Annotated in this window: 1 rRNA gene; it reads left to right on the forward strand. The window is 52.6% G+C overall.

Going from position 1 to position 1,898, the window contains the following annotated elements:
- A 23S ribosomal RNA gene (locus tag ACK5IN_RS09975) occupies positions 1 to 1,898 on the forward strand; the annotation flags it as partial.

Raw genomic sequence — 1,898 nt, forward strand, 5'->3', positions numbered from 1 at the left:
GTGTGGGCAGCGGAGACATTCCCATCGTACCTCGACATAGCTGGTTCTCCCCGAAATCGCTTTAGGGCTAGCCTCACGAGTGAGAGTATAGGAGGTAGAGCACTCATTGGACTAGGGGCCCCCAACGGGTTACCGAAGTCAGTCAAACTCCGAATGCCAAATACTTATCCGTGGGAGTCAGACTGCGAGTGATAAGGTCCGTAGTCGAAAGGGAAACAGCCCAGATCAACAGCTAAGGTCCCAAAGTATATGTTAAGTGGTAAAGGATGTGGGGTTGCACAGACAACTAGGATGTTGGCTCAGAAGCAGCCACCATTTAAATAGTGCGTAATAGCTCACTAGTCGAGTGACCCTGAGCCGAAAATGTACCGGGGCTAAACATATCTCCGAAGCTGGGGATTGATACTTACTTCTCAGTGGTAGGGGAGCGTTCAAAGGACAGTGAAGTCAGACCGTAAGGACTGGTGGAGTGCTTAGAAGTGAGAATGCCGGTAGGAGTAGCGAAAGACAGGTGAGACTCCTGTCCACCGTATGCCTAAGGTTTCCTGAGGAAGGCTCGTCCGCTCAGGGTTAGTCGGGACCTAAGCCGAGGCTGAAAAGCGTAGGCGATGGACAACAGGTTGATATTCCTGTCCCACCTATTATCTTGTGAGTGATGGAGGGACGCAGGAGGATAGGGTAAGCGTGCTGTTGGATATGCACGTCCAAGCAGTTAGGCTGATGAGTAGGCAAATCCGCTCATCATAAGGCTGAGCTGTGATGGCGAGGGAAATTAAGTACCGAAGTTCCTGATTCCACACTGCCAAGAAAAGCTTCTAGCGAGATAAATGGTGCCCGTACCGCAAACCGACACAGGTAGGCGAGGAGAGAATCCTAAGGTGAGCGAGAGAACTCTGGTTAAGGAACTCGGCAAAATGACCCCGTAACTTCGGGAGAAGGGGTGCTTTCTTGGGTGCAAGCCTAGGAGAGCCGCAGTGAAAAGGCCCAAGCGACTGTTTAGCAAAAACACAGGTCTCTGCGAAACCGCAAGGTGAAGTATAGGGGCTGACACCTGCCCGGTGCTGGAAGGTTAAGAGGAGGGGTTATCCGTAAGGAGAAGCTCTGAATTGCAGCCCCAGTAAACGGCGGCCGTAACTATAACGGTCCTAAGGTAGCGAAATTCCTTGTCGGGTAAGTTCCGACCCTCACGAAAGGTGTAACGATTTGGGCACTGTCTCAACCAGAGACTCGGTGAAATTATAGTACCTGTGAAGATGCAGGTTACCCGCGACAGGACGGAAAGACCCCATGGAGCTTTACTACAGCTTGATATTGAATTTCGGTATAGTTTGTACAGAATAGGTGGGAGCCTATGAAGCCGGAGCGCTAGCTTCGGTGGAGGCGCCTGTGGGATACCACCCTGGCTGTATTGAAATTCTAACCCGCACCTCTTATCGAGGTGGGAGACAGTGTCAGGTGGGTAGTTTGACTGGGGCGGTCGCCTCCTAAAAGGTAACGGAGGCGCCCAAAGGTTCCCTCAGAATGGTTGGAAATCATTCGAAGAGTGTAAAGGCATAAGGGAGCTTGACTGCGAGACCTACAAGTCGAGCAGGGACGAAAGTCGGGCTTAGTGATCCGGTGGTTCCGCATGGAAGGGCCATCGCTCAACGGATAAAAGCTACCCTGGGGATAACAGGCTTATCTCCCCCAAGAGTCCACATCGACGGGGAGGTTTGGCACCTCGATGTCGGCTCATCGCATCCTGGGGCTGTAGTCGGTCCCAAGGGTTGGGCTGTTCGCCCATTAAAGCGGTACGCGAGCTGGGTTCAGAACGTCGTGAGACAGTTCGGTCCCTATCCGTCGTGGGCGTAGGAAATTTGAGAGGAGCTGTCCTTAGTACGAGAGGACCGGGATGGACA

The sequence above is a fragment of the Microbacterium sp. genome, from assembly GCF_047971895.1.
Lineage (GTDB): Bacteria > Actinomycetota > Actinomycetes > Actinomycetales > Microbacteriaceae > Microbacterium.